This is a genomic window from Agromyces sp. CCNWLW203 (assembly GCF_036576125.1).
Taxonomy (GTDB): Bacteria; Actinomycetota; Actinomycetes; order Actinomycetales; family Microbacteriaceae; genus Agromyces.
Genome location: NZ_JAZHYX010000004.1, coordinates 309124 through 327672, shown reverse-complemented (window position 1 = coordinate 327672; position 18549 = coordinate 309124). Strand labels below are relative to the sequence as shown.

General features: G+C 70.2%; 16 protein-coding genes. 10 read left to right on the top strand and 6 right to left on the bottom strand.

The window, feature by feature from the left end; genetic code table 11:
* Window positions 1–57 precede the first annotated feature (57 nt).
* The 3 genes from VPH61_RS11840 to VPH61_RS11830 are packed head-to-tail and all read left to right on the top strand — an operon-like array spanning window position 58 to window position 3648.
* Window positions 58–1800: an ABC transporter ATP-binding protein gene (locus VPH61_RS11840; protein ID WP_332063686.1), complete on the top strand. Its 1743-nt coding sequence runs from the start codon at window positions 58–60 to the stop codon at window positions 1798–1800.
* The gene (locus VPH61_RS11835; RefSeq protein ID WP_332063685.1) at window positions 1776–3350 is read left to right on the top strand and encodes a hypothetical protein; all 1575 of its coding nucleotides are present in this window, start codon (window positions 1776–1778) and stop codon (window positions 3348–3350) included. Before VPH61_RS11840 ends, VPH61_RS11835 begins: the two co-directional genes overlap by 25 nt.
* A 10-nt stretch (window positions 3351–3360) precedes the next feature.
* The gene (locus tag VPH61_RS11830) at window positions 3361–3648 is read left to right on the top strand and encodes a DUF3039 domain-containing protein (protein ID WP_056014257.1); all 288 of its coding nucleotides are present in this window, start codon (window positions 3361–3363) and stop codon (window positions 3646–3648) included.
* Window positions 3649–3689: 41 nt separating this feature from the next.
* Here VPH61_RS11830 and VPH61_RS11825 read toward each other — a convergent pair whose 3' ends face one another.
* Entirely contained in the window at window positions 3690–5009 is a 1320-nt protein-coding gene (locus tag VPH61_RS11825; RefSeq protein ID WP_332063684.1) for a nicotinate phosphoribosyltransferase, read from the bottom strand.
* A 55-nt stretch (window positions 5010–5064) separates the two neighbouring features.
* Between VPH61_RS11825 and murI the strand changes: the two genes are divergently transcribed.
* Genes murI through rdgB form a run of 3 tightly spaced genes read left to right on the top strand, consistent with a single transcriptional unit; the run spans window position 5065 to window position 7315 of the window.
* A complete protein-coding gene (gene murI, locus VPH61_RS11820; RefSeq protein ID WP_332063683.1) occupies window positions 5065–5928 on the top strand; it encodes a glutamate racemase in 864 nt (287 codons plus the stop codon).
* Window positions 5925–6698, top strand: coding sequence for a ribonuclease PH (gene rph, locus VPH61_RS11815; RefSeq protein ID WP_332063682.1), 774 nt, complete (start codon window positions 5925–5927; stop codon window positions 6696–6698). The genes murI and rph overlap by 4 nt, the downstream gene beginning before the upstream one ends.
* 5 nt (window positions 6699–6703) lie before the next feature.
* Window positions 6704–7315 carry an RdgB/HAM1 family non-canonical purine NTP pyrophosphatase gene (rdgB, locus tag VPH61_RS11810; protein WP_332063681.1) on the top strand — a complete coding sequence of 204 codons (612 nt, stop codon included), beginning with the start codon at window positions 6704–6706 and terminating at the stop codon, window positions 7313–7315.
* Between the two features lie 93 nt (window positions 7316–7408).
* Here rdgB and VPH61_RS11805 read toward each other — a convergent pair whose 3' ends face one another.
* On the bottom strand, window positions 7409–7657 hold the full coding sequence (locus VPH61_RS11805; RefSeq protein WP_022893204.1) for a WhiB family transcriptional regulator: 249 nt from the start codon (window positions 7655–7657) through the stop codon (window positions 7409–7411).
* Between the two features lie 203 nt (window positions 7658–7860).
* On the opposite strand from VPH61_RS11805, the gene VPH61_RS11800 reads away from it, so the two are divergent.
* Entirely contained in the window at window positions 7861–8340 is a 480-nt protein-coding gene (locus VPH61_RS11800; protein WP_332063680.1) for a hypothetical protein, read from the top strand.
* On the opposite strand, the gene bcp is transcribed toward VPH61_RS11800, so the two are convergent.
* The 3 genes from bcp to aroA form a co-directional block, all read right to left on the bottom strand.
* Window positions 8337–8813, bottom strand: coding sequence for a thioredoxin-dependent thiol peroxidase (gene bcp / locus VPH61_RS11795; RefSeq protein WP_332063679.1), 477 nt, complete (start codon window positions 8811–8813; stop codon window positions 8337–8339). The two genes, VPH61_RS11800 and bcp, sit on opposite strands and share 4 nt — an antisense overlap.
* 78 nt (window positions 8814–8891) lie before the next feature.
* Window positions 8892–9965 (bottom strand): ribosome small subunit-dependent GTPase A, encoded by a 1074-nt coding sequence (rsgA, locus tag VPH61_RS11790; RefSeq protein WP_332063678.1) that lies wholly within the window; start codon window positions 9963–9965, stop codon window positions 8892–8894.
* Between the two features lie 16 nt (window positions 9966–9981).
* A complete protein-coding gene (aroA, locus tag VPH61_RS11785; protein WP_332063677.1) occupies window positions 9982–11352 on the bottom strand; it encodes a 3-phosphoshikimate 1-carboxyvinyltransferase in 1371 nt (456 codons plus the stop codon).
* 49 nt (window positions 11353–11401) lie between these two features.
* Here aroA and VPH61_RS11780 point away from each other — a divergent pair, with 49 nt between their 5' ends.
* The 3 genes from VPH61_RS11780 (at window position 11402) to VPH61_RS11770 (ending at window position 14675) form a co-directional block, all read left to right on the top strand.
* Window positions 11402–12106, top strand: a complete 705-nt coding sequence (locus VPH61_RS11780; protein ID WP_442879094.1) for a sigma-70 family RNA polymerase sigma factor — start codon at window positions 11402–11404, stop codon at window positions 12104–12106.
* The gene (gene rsrA, locus VPH61_RS11775; protein ID WP_332063675.1) at window positions 12103–12354 is read left to right on the top strand and encodes a mycothiol system anti-sigma-R factor; all 252 of its coding nucleotides are present in this window, start codon (window positions 12103–12105) and stop codon (window positions 12352–12354) included. Before VPH61_RS11780 ends, rsrA begins: the two co-directional genes overlap by 4 nt.
* A gap of 116 nt (window positions 12355–12470) precedes the next feature.
* Window positions 12471–14675 (top strand): MMPL family transporter, encoded by a 2205-nt coding sequence (locus VPH61_RS11770; RefSeq protein WP_332063759.1) that lies wholly within the window; start codon window positions 12471–12473, stop codon window positions 14673–14675.
* 81 nt (window positions 14676–14756) lie between these two features.
* Here VPH61_RS11770 and VPH61_RS11765 read toward each other — a convergent pair whose 3' ends face one another.
* Window positions 14757–18533: a multifunctional oxoglutarate decarboxylase/oxoglutarate dehydrogenase thiamine pyrophosphate-binding subunit/dihydrolipoyllysine-residue succinyltransferase subunit gene (locus VPH61_RS11765; protein ID WP_332063674.1), complete on the bottom strand. Its 3777-nt coding sequence runs from the start codon at window positions 18531–18533 to the stop codon at window positions 14757–14759.
* Window positions 18534–18549: the final 16 nt, after the last annotated feature.

Below are 18549 nucleotides of genomic sequence, written 5' to 3'. Positions count from 1 at the left end.
CGGCAATCACCTTGCGACAAGGCCCGCAACGGCGGTGCTGATTGATAGGTTGTCTGGGTGACTTCCGTTTCGCGCTCCGAACACGACGACGAAACTGCCGAAGGCACCGGAGCGGGGGCGTCCGAAGCACCGGAGTCCCAGCCGGTGCAGTCGGCAGCGGCGGCGAAGCGCCCTGCGCGCTCGTCCGCGACGAAGACGACCGCCGCGAAGACGACTGCTGCGAAATCGACGACCGCGAAGACCGCTTCGGCGAAGTCCGCGGCGGCCAAGACCGCTGCTGCGAAGACCGCCGCCGCAAAGACTGCTGCCGCGAAGACTGCTGCTGCGAAGACCTCGGCCGCGAAGAAGCAGGCCGCGTCCGTCGAGTCCGCCGAGTCGTCCGCTTCGTCGGCGAGCGAGAAGCCGGCGCCCGCATCCAAGCGCACCCCGGCCTCGCGCACGGCCTCGGCCAAGGCCGCCGCCACTCGCGGGGAGGCAGCGAAGGCCACGAGAACGCCGCGCGCATCGGCGGCCAAGAGCACGGCGGGCGCCGCGAGCAGTCGCACCGAAGCCGTCGCCACGGCGGCCTCGCGTCGTCAGTCGCAGCAGGTCGCCGCGGCCCTCACCACCGAGACGACGGCCGCCGAGCGACCCACCCGTAGAGCGCCCGACACGGTCGCCGCCACGGTGTCCGAGCCGCCGGTCGCACCCGAGACCCCCTCGTCGCGGTCCGAGATCGACGAGGAGACCGTCGAACGCGCGCCGAAGCGGCCCGCCGCTGCCGCGGCTGCATCCGCCGCGGTCGCGTCCGTCGCGGTTCCAGAAGTGGCCGAGGCCGCACCTGCAGAGGCCGCCGCCGAGGCTCCGGCCGCGCCTGTCGCCGCGCCTGTCGCTGCGCCGGTGGCCGAGCCCGTCGCCGCGCCGGCAGTCGTCGAGACGGGCGACCCCGCGGCATCCGGCAGCGCAGCCCAGGCCGTCGCCGTGATCCAGCCGGTCAAGAAGCCCGCGGCCCGCAAGAAGCGTTCGCTCCGGCCCGCCCGCACTGCGCCCCCGGCGACGGCGCCGAAGGTGCTCGCGATCGAGGGCCTCGTCAAGAAGTTCGGCGAGAACACCGCCGTCGACGGCATCAGCCTCGAGGTGCGCGCCGGCTCGTTCTTCGGCATCGTCGGCCCGAACGGCGCCGGCAAGACCACCACGCTGTCGATGGTCACCGGGCTCCTCCGCCCCGACGCTGGCAGCGTGCGCATCCACGACATCGACGCCTGGGCGAACCCGCGGGCGGCGAAGCGCGCCACGGGCGTGCTGCCCGACCGGCTGCGACTCTTCGATCGGCTGACCGGAGCGCAGCTCCTCTACTACTCCGGCGTGCTGCGCGGGCTCGACAGCCGCACGGTGCGCGAGCGCAGCACCGACCTCATCGCGGCATTCGGCCTCGATGACGCCGTCGACCGGCTCGTCGCCGACTACTCCGCGGGCATGACGAAGAAGATCGCCCTCGCCTGCGCCATGATCCACTCGCCCCGCCTCCTCGTGCTCGACGAACCGTTCGAATCCGTCGACCCCGTGTCGGCCGCGAACCTCACCGAGATCCTCGAGCGCTACGTCGCCGGCGGCGGCACGGTCGTGCTCTCGAGCCACGGCATGGACCTCATCGAGCGCGTCTGCGACTCGGCGGCGATCATCGTGGCCGGGCGGGTGCTCGCCGCGGGCACGCTCGACGAGGTGCGCGCCGGTCAGACCCTCGAAGACCGATTCGTCGAGCTCGCCGGCGGACGCAAGGCTGCGGAAGGCATGGAATGGTTGCACAGTTTCTCAGACTGAAACTGCGGCTGCTCGGCAACATCTTCCGGCGCAGCACCTGGCAGGTCGTCGGCATCGTCATCGGGCTGATCTACGGGCTCGGCCTCGCCGCCCTGCTGTTCGCCTCGCTCGTCGGGCTGCGCTTCGTCGATGACGTCGAGGTCATCCGCGACGCCTTCGTCGTCGCCGGGTCGGCCACCGTGCTCGGCTTCATCATCGTCCCGCTGATCTTCGGCGTCGACGACACGATGGATCCCCGGCGCTTCGCGCTCTTCGGCCTGCCCGACCGCTCGCTCGCGATCGGCCTCGCCGTCGCGGCCGTCATCGGCATCCCCGCCCTCGTGCTCGCGATCGTGCTGCTCGGCACCGTCGTCACCTGGTCGCGCGGGTTCGGTGAGACCCTCCTCGCGATCCTCGCGGCGGCGATCGCCTTCGCCACGTGCCTCCTGCTCGCACGCGTCGCCACCGGCATCGCCTCGTTGCTGCTCGCCACACGGCGAGCCCGGGAGCTCAGCGGGGTGCTCGGCCTGCTCCTGATCGTCATGGCCTCGCCGATCATCGTGGTGCTCGTCTCGGTCGACTGGGAGAGCTCCGGCACGGCCGTCATGGAGTCGATCGCAGGCGTGCTCTCCTGGACCCCGTTCGGTGCGGCCTTCGCCGTGCCCGGAGACGCCGCCGCGGGCCAGTGGGGCGCCGCGATCGTCAAGTTCCTCATCGCCGCGGGCACGCTCGTGCTCGTCTGGTTCGGCTGGCAGGCGCTCGTCGCCAAGATGCTCGTGACGCCCGGGCGCGAGGCCTCCGCGAAGAGCTACCGCGGACTCGGCTGGTTCGACCGGATGCCGCAGGGCGCCGCCGGCGCCGTTGCGGCACGCAGCTTCACCTACTGGTTCCGCGATGCCCGCTACTGGGTCTCGCTCGTCATGGTGCCGATCGTGCCGATCATCGTCATGGTGCCGCTCAACCTCGCCGGCGTGCCGACCGAATACCTCTGGCTCATTCCCGTGCCGCTCATGTGCCTCTTCCTCGGCTGGAGCCTGCACAACGACACCGCCTACGACTCGACGGCCGTCTGGCTGCACGTCGTCTCCGGCGTGCGCGGCGTCTCCGACCGCGTCGGCCGGCTCGTTCCCGTGCTGATCGCCGGGGTGCTCGTCATCGGCCTCGGCAGCGCGCTCACGGTCTTCGTGCTGAACGACTGGAGACTGCTGCCGTCGCTCCTCGGCGTCAGCACGGCACTCCTCCTCGCAGGCCTCGGCGTCGGCTCGATCACGTCGGCCCGGTTCCCATACCCCGCGGTCAAGCCCGGCGACAGCCCGTTCCAGCAGCCGCAGGCCACCGGCACCATCACCGCGCTCGTGCAGTCGATCACGATGGTCGGCTCGCTCCTCATCGCGCTGCCCGCGCTGGTGTTCGCCTGGCTCGGCATCTTCGTCGATCCCGCGTGGCACGCGGCATCCTTCGCCTCGGGTGTCGGCCTCGGCCTTCTCGTGCTCGTGATCGGCGTGACGGCCGGCGGCAGGGTCTTCGACCGTCGCGGCCCCGAGATCATCGGTGCCGCGATCCGCGCGTAGAATCGGACGCATGATCTCCTCCGTGCGCGTCAGCATCGCCGACCCCGGTTCGCCCGGCGGCGGCACCGACGTTCTCGACCGCGAACTCGAGAAGCTCCTGAACGAAGAGGCCATCGAGCCGGGCGACCACGAGCGCTTCTCGCACTACGTGCAGAAAGACAAGATCCTGCAGTCGGCACTCACCGGCAAGCCCGTGAAGGCGCTGTGCGGCAAGAAGTGGACCCCGGGGCGCGACCCCGAGAAGTTCCCGGTCTGCCCGACCTGCAAGGCGATCTACGAGAAGATGAAGGCCGAGTAGGTCTCGATACGCTCTCCGGCGTTCGTCACTCGACCACGGGGTCAGTGATAGGTCGTCGGAATCACGGGCTCGCCGCGGCCCAGCCGGAACGCCTCGATCGGCAGCTCCTGCATGACGGTGGCGCGATGCGCGCGAGCGGCTTCCGTGCCGGTCGTGCCGAGGAACGCGGGGTCGGCCTCGCCGCCGCGCATCAGCTGCACCATGAGCGGGCGCAGCCGGCTGCCCGCCTCGAACTCCGCCTCGCCGCCGGGGCCGTCGCCGACGAAGACGAGCTCTTCACGGGCGGTCAACGTCGCGTCGAGGCGTCGCGCGGCGTTCTTGCGACCGCCGACGCTCGCCTTCTGCGTCGAGGCCTTCGCGACCGACACCCATTCGCCGGCGTCGTCGCGTCGCGCGACGAGCTTGAACACCATGCCGGCCGCCGGGAACCCCGAACCGGTCACGACGGCGGTGCCGACGCCGTAGGCGTCAACGGGTGCGCCCGAGAGGCCCGCGATCGTGAACTCGTCGAGGTCGCTCGTGACGGTGATGCGCGTGTCGACGGCTCCGAGCGTGTCGAGCTGTTCGCGCACCGCTGCGACGACCGTCGGGAGGTCGCCCGAGTCGATGCGCACGGCGCCGAGTCCGGGCCCCGCGACCTTCACGGCGAGCTCGACGCCCTTCGTGATGTCGTAGGTGTCGACGAGCAGGGTCGTCTTCGGCCCGAACGCCTCGACCTGCGCGCGGAACGCGCCCTCTTCGGTGTCGTGCAGCAGCGTGAAGGCGTGCGCGGCGGTGCCCATGGTCGGGATGCCCCACGTGCGCCCGGCCTCGAGGTTCGACGTGGCGTCGAAGCCCGCGATGTAGGCGGCGCGTGCGGCGGCGATCGCCGAACCCTCGCTCGTGCGGCGTGAGCCCATCTCGGCGATCGGCCGGCCGAGCGCGACGGAGACCATGCGCGCGGCGGCGCTCGCGACGGACGAGTCGTAGTTGAGGGTCGAGAGCACGACGGTCTCGAGCATGACGGCTTCGGCGAACGTCGCCTGGATCGTGAGCAGCGGCGAGCCCGGGAAGTACGCCTCGCCCTCGCGGTAGCCCCAGATGTCGCCGGTGAACCGGTAGTCGGCGAGCCAGTCGAGCGTGGCGGGCCGAACCACCTCGTGTTCGCGGAGCCACTCGAGCTCGGCCTCATCGAAGCGGAATCGCCGGATCAGCTCGAGCAGGCGCCCCGTGCCCGCGACGATGCCGTAGCGCCGGCCGTCGGGCAGGCGCCTCGCGAAGGCCTCGAACAGGCTCTCGCGATGCGCGGTGCCGTCGAGCAACGCGGCATCGACCATCGTCAGTTCGTATCGATCGGTGAAGAGCGCTGCTGAGCCGGTCACCAGCTCAGCCTACCGATGCGGGTGCAGTCAGCGGGGAGCGCTACGCTTGCATGTCGTGACGGATGCACCGATCGGGATCTTCGACTCCGGGGTCGGCGGGCTCACCGTCGCCCGGGCCGTGAAAGACCAGTTGCCCAACGAGTCGATCCTCTACATCGGTGACCTCGAGCACTCGCCCTACGGGCCGAAGAAGATCGCCGATGTGCGCGGCTACGCGCTCGCGGTGCTCGACGACCTCGTGGCGCAGGGCGTGAAGATGCTCGTGATCGCGTGCAACACGGCCTCTGCCGCGATGCTCCGCGACGCACGGGAGCGCTACGACGTTCCGGTCGTCGAGGTGATCCAGCCGGCCGTCAGACGCGCGGTCGCGGCCACGAAGTCGGGCAGGGTCGGCGTCATCGGCACCGCGGGCACGATCGGCTCGCGCGCCTACGATGACGCGTTCGCCGCGGCCCCGCACCTCGAGCTCTTCTCGCGGGCGTGCCCGCGCTTCGTCGAGTTCGTCGAGGCCGGGGTGACGACTGGCGACGAGCTGCTCGAGGTCACCGAGGAGTATCTCGCGCCGTTGAAGCGCGCGCGCATCGACACCCTCGTGCTCGGCTGCACGCACTACCCGTTCCTGAAGGGTGCGATCTCCTACGTCATGGGCGAGGAGGTCTCGCTCGTCTCGAGCGACGTCGAGACGGCCAACGACGTCTACCGCGTGCTCGTCGGCACCGGTACCGAGCGCCGGGCGGCGACCCCGCCGAGCTACCGCTACGAGGCCACCGGTCGCTCCACGAGCGCGTTCCTCGACCTCGCCCATCGCCTCATCGGCCCCGAGATCCCGAGCGTCGAGCTCGTGCAGACGGGTGCCGTCACCATTCCAGACCACCGATCTGCGACCACGCGCAGCCGGCTTCGACAGGAGAACGCATGACCGAGGCATCCGAGCCCACCACCCTCATCCGCGCCGACGGGCGCACCGCCGACCAACTGCGCGAGGTGACCATCGAGCGCGGCTGGAGCGAGCACGCCGAAGGCAGCGCGCTCATCTCGTTCGGCAAGACGAAGGTGCTCTGCACTGCGTCGTTCACGAACGGCGTGCCCCGCTGGATGAACGGCAAGGGCAAGGGCTGGGTCACCGCCGAGTACTCGATGCTGCCTCGCGCGACGAACACGCGCAACGACCGCGAGGCCGTCAAGGGCCGCATCGGCGGTCGCACGCACGAGATCAGCCGCCTGATCGGCCGCAGCCTCCGCGCGGTCGTCGACATGAAGGGGCTCGGCGAGAACACGATCCAGATCGACTGCGACGTGCTGCAGGCCGACGGCGGCACCCGCACGGCCGCGATCACGGGCGCCTACGTGGCACTCGCCGACGCGATCGAGTGGGCTCGTGGCAAGAAGTTCGTCGGCCAGCGCGCCCAGCCGCTCATCGATACGGTCTCCGCCGTGTCGGTCGGCATCATCGACGGCACGCCGATGCTCGATCTCGCCTACGTGGAAGACGTGCGCGCCGAGACCGACATGAACGTCGTGGCGACGGGGCGCGGCCTCTTCGTCGAGGTGCAGGGCACCGCCGAGGGCGCGCCGTTCGACCGCCGCGAGCTCGACGCGCTGCTCGATCTCGCGCTCGCGGGCACCGCCGAGCTCACCCTCATCCAGCAGCGCGTGCTCGCCGCCGCCGTCGCCGCTGCGGGGGAGTGACGCCGATGGGCCTCGAGATCGTGCTCGCCACCCACAACCAGCACAAGGTCGACGAGTTCCAGAAGATCCTGGGCGAGCGGATGCCGGGACTCACGGTGCTCGCCTACGACGGGCCCGAGCCGGTCGAAGACGGCACCTCGTTCGAGGCGAACGCCTTCATCAAGGCGCGGGCCGCTGCGGAGCACACCGGACGCATCGCCCTCGCCGACGACTCGGGCATCGCGGTCGACGTCATGGGCGGGTCGCCGGGCATCTTCTCGGCCCGTTGGGCCGGGCCCGGTCGGGGTGCGCAGGCGAACCTCGACCTGCTGCTCGCGCAGCTCAGCGACATCCGCGACCCGAACCGCACCGGGCACTTCCACTGCACCATCGCGCTCGTGGTGCCCGAGGCGGCCGGCGGCCCGCACGAGTACGCGGCCGTCGGGCTCTGGCCCGGGCGCATCGCGCTCGAGGAGTCGGGCGCGCACGGCTTCGGCTACGACCCGATCTTCGTGCCCGAGGGCTTCGAGGTCTCGGCAGCCGAGCTCGCGCCCGAGGTGAAGAACTCGCACAGCCATCGGGCGCGCGCGTTCGCGGCGCTCATCCCCGAGCTCGAGCGGATCATCGCCGCGAAGTGAGCGGGTCGCACGACCTCGCCGAACGGGAAGGGCCGTCGGCCGTCTGAATGGTGAGCGAGTCGGCGGCCGGGTCCTCCGGCCGCCGAACGGTCGCTAGGAGGCGCGGCGGGCGCGCGCGGCGCGGCGCTTGAGGGCGCGGCGCTCGTCTTCGCTGAGGCCACCCCACACGCCCGAGTCCTGGCCGGTCTCGAGGGCGTACTGCAGGCAGATCTCGGTGACGGTGCAGCGACCGCACACGGTCTTCGCCTTCTCGATCTGGTCGACGGCGGGGCCGGTGTTGCCGACCGGGAAGAAGAGTTCCGGGTCTGCGGTGAGGCAGGCGGCCTTGTCGCGCCAATCCATATGGGGATGCTCCTTGCGGGGTGTACTTCGATCGCAGACGCGCACGATTGCGCTTGCCGAAACCGGCTGCTGCAGGGGGAAAGCCGAATCTCGGGAAGTAGGATCAGTTCTGATCGGCTCACGTCCCTGTGAGCATCAATTCGGCCTCATAAATGGTCGCATAGCGGAGAGTTCGAATCAATAGCTGTGTATGGGATAACGCTGTGAATCGGCGCGATGACGCCGCCTTCGATGCGCGAGACGACTCGGTCGAGGCACGAGACGACACGGCAGGCGGCGCGGCAACCCCCGAATCCGGTGTTCGCGTCGCACTCGTCGTCGTGAGCGTGCTGCTCTTCCTCGAGGCCGCGGCCATGCTGGCCCTCGTCATCTGGCTCGTGATCGACCTGTTCGCGCTCGAACCGTCGTCGTACGCCACGGCCATCGCACTGCTCGTGCTCGTCGCGATCGGGGCGATCTGGGTCGTCACGGTCGCCTTCGGATCGCTCCGGCAGGCGTCGTGGTCACGTGCGGCGGCGATCGTCTGGCAGATCCTGCAGCTCTCGATCGCGGTCGGCGCCTTCCAGGGCCTGTTCGCACGCCCCGATGTCGGCTGGGTGCTGCTCGTGCCCGCGATCACCGTCATCGGGCTGCTGTTGTGGGCTCCCGTGCGTCTCGCATACACCCGCCCCGAGGACTCCTAGCCGTCGAGGCCGAGGTCGCGGCGCAGTCGCGCCACGTGACCGGTCGCCTTGACGTTGTAGAAGGCGCGCTCGATGCGACCGTCTTCGGCGATCACGAACGTCGAGCGGATCGAACCGACGACGATCTTGCCGTAGAGCGACTTCTCGCCCCAGACGCCGTAGGCCTGCTGCACGGCGAGGTCGGCGTCGGAGAGCAAGGTGTACGTCAGTCGGTCGCGCTCGGCGAACGCGGCGAGCTTCGCGACGTCGTCCTTCGAGACGCCGAGCACGCGGATGCCGGCGCTCGCGAACGAGTTCAGGTTGTCGCGGAAGTCGCACGCCTCGGTCGTGCAGCCCGGGGTCATGGCCTCGGGGTAGAAGTAGAGCACCACCTTGGAGCCGCGGAGCTCCGAGAGGGTGACCGGGTCGCCGTTCTGGTCGAGCAGGGTGAAGTCGGGAGCGAGGTCGCCGGGGGCGAGTCGTGCGTCGGTCATACCTCCATGGTAGGCACGTCGACGGATGCCGCGGGCCGCAGAGCGCCCGCAGGACGACGCAATCGGCTCGCCGCGGGGTCAGACGGCGGCGCCGCCGGCGAAGGTCGTGAGCAGCCGCTGCAGGGACTCCAGGCGCGCCGGGCCCGTCTCGCCGAGCTCTCCGGCGGCGACGGCCTCGGCCATGGCGCAGTCGGGTGCGTCGGGCAGGTGGGTGCACCCGCGCGGGCAGCGCTCGGCCAGGCGGTCGAGGTCGGTGAAGGCGCGCAGGATGTTGGCGCGGTCGACGTGGCCGAGCCCGAACGAGCGCACGCCGGGGGTGTCGATGACCCAGCCTGTGCCCGGCTCGGCGCCCGGCAGATCGGCGGCGTCGAAGCGCAACCAGACCGTCGACGACGAGGTGTGGCGCCCGCGGCCCGTGACGACGTTGACGTGCCCGGTGGCGCGCTTCGCGCTCGGCACGAGCGCGTTCACGAGTGTGGACTTGCCGACGCCCGAGTGGCCGACGAACACGGTGCGGTGGCCGACGAGCACGCGGGCGATCTCGTCGAGCGGCATCTGATCCTCACCGCTCAGGAACACCGTGAGGTCGAGGCCCGCGAAGTTGCGGAGGAACTCGGCGGGGTCGGCGAGGTCGGTCTTCGTGATGACGAGGAGCGGGCGGATGCCGGCGTCGAACGCCGCCACGAGGTAGCGGTCGAGCAGCCGGATGCGCGGCTCGGGGTTCGCCGCGGCCACGACGATGAGCATCTGGTCGGCGTTCGCGACGATGACGCGCTCGACCTCGTCGGTGTCGTCGGCGCTGCGTCGCAGCAGAGTGGTGCGCTCGCCGACCCGGACGATGCGTGAGAGGGTGCCCGGCTCGCCGGACGTGTCGCCGACGAGGTCGACGTGATCGCCCGTGACGACCGATTTGCGGCGAAGCTCGCTCGCACGCGCCGCGGTGATGGTGCGTTCGTCGGGGCCGTTCTCGTCGACGAGCACGCTGTAACGGCCTCGATCGACGCCGATCACCATGCCCGTGACGGCATCGGCGTGCTCGGGTCGCTGCTTCGTGCGGGGCCTGCTGCCCCGGCGGCTCGGCCGCACCCGCACGTCGGACTCGTCGAACTCTGGCTCGTCGTCCTCGTCGTCGTCAGTGGACCACCAGGTCATGCTGCGCTCCACCGGGTCATGCCAGCATCTGCTCCCAGAGCGCGGTGAACTGGGGGAGGGTCTTGCCGGTCGACGCGATGTCGTCGACGACGACGCCGGGCACCGCGAGGCCGATGATCGCGCCGCTCGTGGCCATGCGGTGGTCGGCGTACGCGCGCCACGGCCCGCCGTGGAGCGGTGCCGGTTCGACGCGCAAGCCGTCGTCGAGCTCGGTGACGACGCCCCCGAGCCCGTTGATCTCGGCGGTGAGGGCCGCGAGCCGGTCGGTCTCGTGATGGCGGATGTGGCCGATGCCGGTGATCGTCGACGGCGCGTCGGCGAGGGCCGCGAGGGCGACGAGGTTCGGTGCGAGCTCGCCGGCCTCCGAGAGGTCGAGGTCGACGCCGCGGATGCCGCGGCTGCCGCCCTCGCCGTGCGCGGGGGCGTGCACCGTGAGTCGGTCGCCGTCGATCTCGACTCGAGCGCCGAACAGCGGCAGGATGCGCGCGAGCTGCGCGCCGACCTGCGTGGTCTCGACGGGCCAGCCGGTGATCGTGACGGAGCCGCCGGCGACGAGCGCCGCGACGAGGAACGGCGCGGCGTTCGAGAGGTCGGGCTCGATGTCGACATCGATCGCGAGGATCGGGCCGGGAGCGACCTGCCAGCGGCCGGGCTCGGGGCTCGTGACCTCGACACCGCGGGCACGGAGGGTCTCGATGGTCATCTCGATGTGGGGCAGGCTCGGCAGCCGTTCGCCGCTGTGCTTCAGGTCGATGCCGCGCTCGAACCGCGGGGCCGACAGCAGCAGGGCGGAGACGAACTGGCTCGACGCCGAGGCGTCGATCTCGAGCGGCCCGCCGCCGACTCGGCCGGTGCCGTGCACGGTGAACGGCAGCGTGCCGCGCCGGTCGTCGTCGAGGTCGACGCCGAGGGCGTGCAGCCCGTCGATCACGCCCGACATCGGGCGGTGACGAGCGTGCTCGTCGCCGTCGAACATCGTCGGGCCGAGTGCGAGGGCGGCGACCGGCGGCAGGAACCGCATGACCGTGCCGGCGAGCCCGCAGTCGATCGTGGTCGAGCCGAGCAGTTCGTCGGCAGGAGTCACGCGCAGGTCGTCGCCGAACCCGCCGCGGCCGGGCACTCGTTCGAACCCGGTGCCGAGGGAGCGCAGGCCCTCGACCATGAGCTCGCTGTCGCGCGACCAGAGCGGGGCGCGGAGCGTCGACGGGCCGTCGGCCAGCGCCGCGAGCACGAGTTCGCGATTGGTGAGCGACTTCGAGCCCGGCAGGCCCAGCACCGCGGCGAGGGGAGCCGCCGCGACCGGCGCGCGCCAACCGTCATCCGTCTCGGTCTGCCGTGCATCGCCGTACGGATCGAATTCGGGTGCGGAATACTTCGAAATCTGCATCGGTTATCAACAGTAGCGTCCGGAAACGCAGAAGGAGTCGGTGCCACGCATGTCGATCGGAGTGCTCGAACGCCCCGCAGTCGCAGGGGTCGACGATCTAGGATGGCCGGTGATGACTGACCAGATCGACGCGACGCCGAACGACCCCGAGACCGCGGAGGCCGCACGTCCTCTCAGCGAACTCTTCGAGGAACAGGCGCTGCCGTTCATCGACCAGCTCTACGCCGCTGCGCTGCGCATGACGAAGAACCCGGCCGACGCGCAAGACCTGGTGCAGGAGACGTTCGTCAAGGCGTTCGCCGCCTTCGGGCAGTTCACCCAGGGCACCAACCTGAAGGCGTGGCTGTACCGGATCCTCACGAACACCTTCATCAACAGCTACCGCAAGAAGCAGCGGGAGCCCTACCAGGGCACGATCGACGACCTGGAGGACTGGCAGCTCGGCGGTGCGGAGTCGACCACCGCGCGGGCGAGTCGTTCCGCAGAGGCCGAGGCGATCGACCACCTGCCCGACAGCGCCGTCAAGGACGCGCTGCAGGCGCTGCCCGAAGACTTCCGGCTCGCCGTCTACTTCGCCGACGTCGAGGGCTTCTCGTACCAAGAGATCGCCGACATGATGAACACCCCCATCGGGACCGTGATGAGCCGTCTGCACCGTGGCAGGCGCCTGCTCCGCGAATCCCTCGCCGACTATGCCCGCGAACAGGGATTCGCCGCGGGCGAGAAGGCCAAAACCACCAGGAGCAAGAAATGACCGACTGCGGCTGCGACAAGGCGAGGGCCGAACTCGAGGAGTACCTGCACAACGAGCTGCAGGCGGCGGATGCGACCGACATCCGCGAGCACGTGGAGAACTGTCCCGACTGCCAGGCCGAACTGCGCGTCGGCGTCGCGATCACCGAAGTGGTGCAGCGGGCGTGCCGCGAGAGCGCGCCCGAGCAGCTGCGGATGCAGGTGCTCTCGCAGATCAGGATCTATCAGTCGACGCACACCGTCGCCTGACCGCGCACGTCGCCTGACCTGCCGAGCGGCGCGCGTTCTCAATCGTTCGTTCGATGCGGGCGATCCGGTCGACCCGTAGCGTCGATGATGTGATCGACGACTCCGACCGAACGACGATGCGCCGGGTGCCCACGTGGCTCCGCGTCGCCATCCCCGCTGCCCTCATCCTCATCTGGTTCGCACTCTTCGGCGCCGGCGGCGCCGCGTTCGGCTCGCTGAGCGACGTCTCGACGAACGACCAGGCGCAGTTCCTGCCCGCGTCGGCCGAGGCGACCGAGGTGACCGAGCTGCAGGAGGGCTTCCGCGACTCCGACGACGTTCCCGCGATCGTGGTGATCGCCGGCGACGAGGCCCTCGACGACGATCAGCTCGCGGCGATCGACGACCTGCGGGTCGACCTGCTCGCGGTCGACGGCGTGAACGGCGACGCCGCCTCGCCGGTGCTGCCCTCGGAGGACGGCGCCGCGGTGCAGATGATCCTGCCGATCGAGCAGGTCGAGGGCGGCGAGAGCCCGGGCGACATCGTCGCGGAGGTGCGGACGGTACTCGCTGAGCACCCCGTCGACGGCACGACGGCCGCCGTCACCGGCCCGGCGGGCTTCACGGCCGACCTCGCCGCCGCGTTCAGCGGCATCGACGGGCTCCTCCTGGGCGTCGCGCTCGCGGCCGTCTTCCTGATCCTCATCATCGTCTACCGCTCGCCGCTGCTGCCGTTCATCGTGCTCTTCACGAGCCTCACGGCGCTGTGCGCGTCGGTGTTCACGGTCGTGGCGCTCGCACGCGCCGACATCCTGCTGCTCTCTGGGCAGACGCAGGGCATCCTGTTCATCCTCGTGATCGGTGCGGCCACCGACTACGCGCTGCTCTACATCTCGCGGTATCGCGAGACGCTCGCGCAGTACGAGCGCAAGTGGGACGCCACCTGGGCGGCGCTGAAAGGCTCGTGGGAGCCGATCGTCGCCTCGGGAGGCACCGTCATCGTCGGGCTCCTGATCCTGCTCGTGAGCGAGCTGACGTCGAACAAGGTGCTCGGGCCCGTCGCGGCGATCGGCATCGTCTTCGCCGTGCTCGCGGCGCTGACGCTCCTGCCCGCGCTGCTGCTCTGGGCCGGGCGCGCCGCCTTCTGGCCGAGGAAGGTCGCCCGCGTCGGCGACGCCGCCGAGGTGCACGCCCGACACGCGGCCGGCGTCGTGGACGCCTCGGCACCCGACGAGGCCGACCTGCCAGACCGGGGAATCTGGGCCGGGGTCGGCCGCCTCGTCTCGAAGCGACCGCGCACCGTCTGGATCGTCTCCGTGCTGGTCTTGGGCGTCATGTCGCTCGGCCTCGTGCAACTCGACGCCGACGGCGTCGCATCGAGCGAGTTCGTGCTGGGGGAGTCGCAGGCGCGCGACGGCCAGGAGATGCTCGGCGAGCACTTCCCAGCCGGGTCGGGCACGCCCGCGATCGTCATCGGCCCCGAGAGCGAGCTGCAGCAGATGGCGGATGTCGCGCTCGACACTGCCGGCGTGGACTCCGTCGCCGTGGTGAGCGCCGACTCGCCCGCCGGCACAGCGCCGGTCACGAGCGACGGCATCGAGGCGTTCGGTCCTCCCGGCACTCCGGCGCCCGACCCGACCGTCGTCGACGGCGAGGTGCAGCTGCAGGTCACGCTGACCGACCCGTCGGACTCCCTCGAGGCCGAGGCGACGGTCGGCGAGCTCCGCTCGAACCTCGACGAGGTCGGCACCGACGTGCTCGTCGGCGGCCAGACGGCCGTCGCGCTCGACACGAACGCCGCGGCGATCGCCGACCGCACCCTCGTGATCCCGCTCGTGCTCGCTGCGATCCTCCTGATCCTCATGCTGCTGCTGCGCTCGATCGTCGCCCCGCTCATCCTGATCGGCAGTGTGGTGCTCTCATTCGCCGCCGCGCTCGGCGTCTCCGCGCTCGTGTTCGAGCACGTGTTCCACTTCCCGGGCGCCGACCCGTCGGTGCCGCTCTTCGGATTCGTGTTCCTCGTCGCCCTCGGCGTCGACTACAACATCTTCCTGATGACCCGGGTGCGCGAGGAGTCCCTGCGGTTCGGCACGCGCTCAGGCATCATCCGGGGTCTGCGGCTCACCGGGGGCGTGATCACCTCGGCCGGACTCGTGCTGGCAGCGACGTTCGCGGCGCTCGGCGTGCTGCCGATCCTGTTCCTGGCGCAGATCGCCTTCATCGTGGCATTCGGCGTGCTGCTCGACACGTTCCTCGTGCGCACGCTTCTCGTGCCGGCGCTCGCCTACGACATCGGGCGCACCATCTGGTGGCCGAGCAGGCTGTCGCGCGGCAAGGCCTGACCTGCCTGAACCGCAGAAACGACGAAGCGAGCGGATGCCCGGGGGGCATCCGCTCGCTTCGTCGTTCGCGTCGCGCGGCGGCTACAGCGTGGTCGCCGTTCGCACGAGCTCGGCCTGCTCGGTGGCGTGCCGCTTCGCGGAACCGGTGGCGGGCGATGCCGCGGCCGTGCGAGCGACGACGCGCACCGGACGATCGCCGAGCTTGTTCGTCTCGATGATGAAGTACGGCCAGGCGCCCTGGTTCTCGGGCTCGTCTTGCGCCCACATCAGCTCGGCGTTCGGGTACGCGTCGGCGACGGCCTTCAGCTCTCCTGCGGGCAGCGGGTAGAGCTGCTCGAGGCGAACGAGTGCGACCTCGGTGTTCTCGTGCTTGTCGAGTTCGGCGAGCAGGTCGTAGTAGATCTTGCCCGAGACGAACACGACGCGCTTGACGGCGGCCTTGTCGGTGATGCGGGCGTCGTCGATGACCGGTTCGAACTTGCCCTGCGTGAAGTCGGCGACCTCGCTCGTCGCGCCGCGCAGGCGCAGCATCGCCTTCGGGGTGAAGACGACGAGCGGCCGGCGCGGGCGGGCGTAGGCCTGACGGCGCAGCAGGTGGAAGTACGACGCCGGCGTCGAGGGGCGCGCGACCGTCATGTTGTTCTCGGCGCAGAGCTGCAGGTAGCGCTCGATGCGGGCGCTCGAGTGGTCGGGGCCCTGACCCTCGTAGCCGTGCGGCAGCAGGAGCACGACGCTCGAGCGCTGGCCCCACTTCTGCTCGGCCGAGGAGATGAACTCGTCGATGATGGTCTGCGCGCCGTTCGCGAAGTCGCCGAACTGCGCCTCCCACATGACGAGGGCGTCGGCGCGCTCGACGGAGTAGCCGTACTCGAAGCCCATCGCCGCGTACTCGGAGAGCAGTGAGTCGTAGATCCAGAACCGGGCCTGGTTCTCGGAGAGGTTCTGCAGCGGCAGCCACTCCTGGCCGTTCACCCGGTCGTGCAGCACTGCGTGCCGTTGCACGAACGTTCCGCGACGGGCGTCTTGACCCGCGAAGCGCACCGGGGTGCCCTCGAGGAGGAGCGAACCGAGTGCGAGCAACTCGCCGAAGCCCCAGTCGACCTTGCCGTTGCGGCTCATGTCGAGGCGCTTCGTCAGGAGCTGCTGGATCTTCGGGTGCACGGTGAAGCCCGAGGGCTTGTTGTTGAAGGCGTCGCCGATGGCGTGCACGACCTCGGTCGAGACGCCGGTCGTCTCGAGCTCGCCGGCGACGGGCTCTTCGGGCTTCGTGGAATCGGTCGCCCCGATGATCGGGATCGCCCCGGTCTGCGCGGCGTGCGTCTCGGCGAAGGCGCGCTCCAGGCGGTCCTGGAAGTCGCGGTGCGCCGCCTCGTACTCCTCTTCGGTGATGTCACCGCGACCGACGAGGGCCTCGGTGTAGAGCTTGCGCACCGAGCGCTTCGCCTCGATGAGGTTGTACATCAGGGGCTGGGTCATCGAGGGGTCGTCGCCCTCGTTGTGGCCGCGCCGGCGGAAGCAGACGAGGTCGATGACGACGTCGCGCTTGAACTCCTGGCGGTAGCGGAACGCGAGTTCGGCGACCCGCACGACGGCCTCGGGGTCGTCGCCGTTCACGTGGAAGATCGGAGCCTGGATCGTCTTCGCGACATCCGTCGAGTAGATCGACGAGCGGGCGTCGCCCGGCACCGTCGTGAAGCCGACCTGGTTGTTGATGTTGACGTGGATGGTGCCGCCCGTGCGGTAGCCGCGCAGCTGCGACATCTGCATCGTCTCGAGCACGACGCCCTGGCCGGCCATCGCGGCGTCGCCGTGCACGAGGATCGGCAGCGTCGAGAACGTGCCGATCGGCTTCCGGTCTTGCTTCGCACGCACGATGCCCTCGAGCACGCCGTCGACGGCTTCGAGGTGCGAGGGGTTCGCTGCGAGCGACACGGGGATCTGGTGACCGTCGTCGGCGGTGAAGGTGCCCTGCGTGCCGAGGTGGTACTTGACGTCGCCGGAGCCGGTGAAGCCCTTCGACTGCTGCGTGCCCTCGAACTCGCGGAACACCTGGCCGTAGGTCTTGCCGGCGATGTTCGTGAGCACGTTCAGGCGGCCGCGGTGCGCCATGCCGATGGCGACCTCGTCGAGGCCCTCCTTCGCGGCGCCCTGCAGGATCTCGTCGAGCAACGGGATGACGGACTCGCCGCCCTCGAGGCTGAAGCGCTTCTGGCCCACGTACTTCGTCTGCAGGAAGGTCTCGAACGCCTCGGCCTCGTTGAGCTTGCCGAGGATGCGCATCTGCTCGTCGTGCGTCGGTTTCTCGTAGCTGCGCTCGACCTCGTTCTGGATCCACTTGCGCTGCACGGGGTCCTGGATGTGCATGTACTCGATGCCGATGGTGCGGCAGTACGAGTCGCGGAGGACGCCGAGGATGTCGCGGAGCTGCGCGGTGCGCGTGTCGCCGAAGCCGCCCGTGACGAACTCGCGGTCGAGGTCCCAGAAGGTCAGGCCGTGGCTCGCGATGTCGAGGTCGGGGTGGGAGCGCTGCACGTACTCGAGCGGGTCGATGTCGGCCATCAGGTGCCCGCGCACGCGGAACGCGTTGATGAGCTCCTGCACGCGAGCGGTCTTGTCGATCGCGCTCGCGATGTCGACCGAGATGTCGGGCGCCCAGCGGATCGGCTCGTAGGGGAGGCGCAGTGCCGCGAAGAGGTTCTCGTAGAAGCCGCGCTGGCCGAGCAGCAGTTCGTGCACCTTCTTCAGGAACTCGCCGGAGCCGGCGCCCTGGATGACGCGGTGGTCGTAGGTCGAGGTGAGCGTGATCGTCTTGCCGATCGCGAGGTGCGCGAGCGTCTTCTCGGACGCGCCCTGGAACTCGGCGGGGTACTCGAGGGCGCCGGCGCCGATGATGCAGCCCTGGCCCTTCATGAGCCGGGGCACCGAGTGCACGGTGCCGATGCCGCCCGGGTTCGTCAGCGAGACCGTGGCGCCGGCGAAGTCGTCGGCCTTCAGCTTGTTCTGGCGGGCGCGCTGCACGAGGTCTTCGTAGGCCGCGAGGTACTCGTTGAACGTCATCGTCTCTGCGCGCTTGATCGCGGGCACGAGGAGGGCGCGGGTGCCGTCGGGCTTCGGGATGTCGATCGCGATGCCGAGGCCGATGTGGGCGGGCTTGACGAGGCTCGGCTTGCCGTCGGGCTCGGCGTAGTAGACGTTCTGGCTCGGGAACTCCTTGAGCGCCTGGATCAGCGCCCAGCCGATGAGGTGGGTGAACGAGATCTTGCCGCCGCGCGAACGCCGCAGGTGGTTGTTGATCACGATGCGGTTGTCGATCATGAGCTTCGCCGGGATCGTGCGGACGCTGGTCGCGGTCGGCACGGTGAGCGAGGCGTCCATGTTGGCCGCGAGCGCCTTCGGCATGCCCTTGAGGGTGACGACCTCGTCTTCCTTCGGAGCGTCGGCGACGACGGGCTGCGGGCTCGTGACGGGCACGTCGGCCGGCACGGGCTGCGTGCGCGGGGCGACCGAGGTCGTGCGTGCGGCCGGGGTCTGCCCGATGACGGGCACGGGCGCCGTGGACGGCGCTGCGGGTGCTGCGGCGTCAGCTGCTGGCGTCGCCTGCGCGGCGGGTGCTGCCGGCGCGGCATCGGTCGCGGGCGTCGCCTGCGCGCTATCCGGAGCCGGTGTGGTGGTGGTCGACGCGTCGCCGCCCTCGGTCTTCACCTGGCGGTAGTGCTCGAGCACCGGCCACCAGGTCTTGTCGACCGATTGGGGATCGACGAGGAACTTCTCGTACATCTCGTCGACGAGCCATTCGTTGGCTCCGTATTCGCCCGACGTCGTCTCGTCGGATCCCGACCCGGTCAATTGGCTCGACACAGCCTCTCGCCCACTC

Bases quoted from the DNA above. Each gene is read 5' to 3' on its own strand.
- VPH61_RS11835 (WP_332063685.1), top strand. From the start codon at position 1,776: ATGGTTGCACAGTTTCTCAGACTGAAACTGCGGCTGCTCGGCAACATC.
- VPH61_RS11830 (WP_056014257.1), top strand. From the start codon at position 3,361: ATGATCTCCTCCGTGCGCGTCAGCATCGCCGACCCCGGTTCGCCCGGC.
- VPH61_RS11780 (WP_442879094.1), top strand. From the start codon at position 11,402: ATGTCGATCGGAGTGCTCGAACGCCCCGCAGTCGCAGGGGTCGACGAT.
- aroA (WP_332063677.1), bottom strand. From the start codon at position 11,352: ATGCAGATTTCGAAGTATTCCGCACCCGAATTCGATCCGTACGGCGAT.
- rsgA (WP_332063678.1), bottom strand. From the start codon at position 9,965: ATGACCTGGTGGTCCACTGACGACGACGAGGACGACGAGCCAGAGTTC.
- rph (WP_332063682.1), top strand. From the start codon at position 5,925: ATGACCGAGGCATCCGAGCCCACCACCCTCATCCGCGCCGACGGGCGC.
- rsrA (WP_332063675.1), top strand. From the start codon at position 12,103: ATGACCGACTGCGGCTGCGACAAGGCGAGGGCCGAACTCGAGGAGTAC.
- rdgB (WP_332063681.1), top strand. From the start codon at position 6,704: ATGGGCCTCGAGATCGTGCTCGCCACCCACAACCAGCACAAGGTCGAC.
- VPH61_RS11805 (WP_022893204.1), bottom strand. From the start codon at position 7,657: ATGGATTGGCGCGACAAGGCCGCCTGCCTCACCGCAGACCCGGAACTC.
- VPH61_RS11770 (WP_332063759.1), top strand. From the start codon at position 12,471: ATGCGCCGGGTGCCCACGTGGCTCCGCGTCGCCATCCCCGCTGCCCTC.
- bcp (WP_332063679.1), bottom strand. From the start codon at position 8,813: ATGACCGACGCACGACTCGCCCCCGGCGACCTCGCTCCCGACTTCACC.